Source organism: Collinsella sp. CLA-ER-H11 (assembly GCF_040092445.1).
In the GTDB taxonomy this organism is placed as follows: Bacteria; Actinomycetota; Coriobacteriia; order Coriobacteriales; family Coriobacteriaceae; genus Collinsella.
Genome location: NZ_JBBNLN010000031.1, coordinates 1 through 1,296, shown reverse-complemented (window position 1 = coordinate 1,296; position 1,296 = coordinate 1). Strand labels below are relative to the sequence as shown.

1 rRNA gene is annotated in these 1,296 nt (G+C 64.2%); it reads left to right on the top strand.

From position 1 onward, the window contains the following. Window positions 1–43: 43 nt before the first annotated feature. Window positions 44–1,296, top strand: a 23S ribosomal RNA gene (locus AAAX35_RS09575); the annotation flags it as partial.

The window sequence follows — 1,296 nt, the reverse complement described above, 5'->3', positions numbered from 1 at the left end:
TTAATTAGCGACACGTGGATATCCCGCGGGCCCGAGAGCGGTCCCGCAAGATACCACGGGCGCACGGCGGATGCCTTGGCACAGGGAGCCGATGAAGGACGCGGCAAGCTGCGATAATCCCCGGCGAGGAGCACACATCCTTCGACCCGGGGGTCTCCGAATGGGCGAACCCATCCGTAGCAGTACGGATATCCCGACCCTGAACACATAGGGGCCGGGAGGACAACCCGGGGAACTGAAACATCTAAGTACCCGGAGGAGAGGAAATCAATCTCGAGACTCCCCGAGTAGCGGCGAGCGAAAGGGGACCGATGGCCAAACCGTCGAGCGGGGATACCCGGCAGGGGTTCCGCCGGCGGGGTTGCAGGGCCGCGCATCCGGGGGCTGCCGCCCCCGGGCGCAGGTCCGGCTGGGGAGCGGAACGGCATGGGAGGGCCGGCCGCAGCGGGTGACAGCCCCGTACGCGAACCCAGACCGGACGGCGCGACGCGGTCCCTGAGTAGGGCCGGGCACGTGAAACCCGGTCCGAACCTGGGTGGACCACCATCCAAGCCTGAGTACTACCCTGTGACCGATAGCGCACCAGTACCGTGAGGGAAAGGTGAAAAGCACCCCGGGAGGGGAGTGAAACAGTACCTGAAACCGTGCGCCCACGAGCAGTCGGAGCACCCTTCAAGGGTGTGACGGCGTGCCTTTTGTAGAATGAGCCAGCGAGTCGCTGGCGCGGGGCGAGGTTAACCGAAAGGGAGCCGTAGCGAAAGCGAGCCTTAACAGGGCGCTTGAGTCCCGCGCCGCGGACGCGAAGCCGGGTGAGCTATCCGTGGGCAGGCTGAAGCGGGGGTAAGACCCCGTGGAGGGCCGAACGCACGTCGGTTGAAAACGGCGGCGATGACCTGCGGATAGGGGTGAAAGGCCAATCAAACCCGGAGATATCTCGTTCTCCCCGAAATAGCTTTAGGGCTAGCGTCGCGCGTTCACCGCCGGAGGTAGAGCACCGGATGGACGAGGGGGCTTCGCCGCCTACCGAATCCAACCGAACTCCGAATGCCGGCGGCCCAGAGCGCGGCAGTCAGAGCATGTGGGCTAAGCTGTGTGCTCGAGAGGGAAACAGCCCGGACCGCCCGCTAAGGTCCCCAAGTTCCAGCCGAGTGGCAAAGGATGTGCGTCCGCCCAGACAACCAGGATGTTGGCTTAGAAGCAGCCATCCATTCAAAGAGTGCGTAACAGCTCACTGGTCGAGTGGACATGCGCCGACAATACACGGGGCTAAGCTGGACACCGAAGCGGCGGGATTTT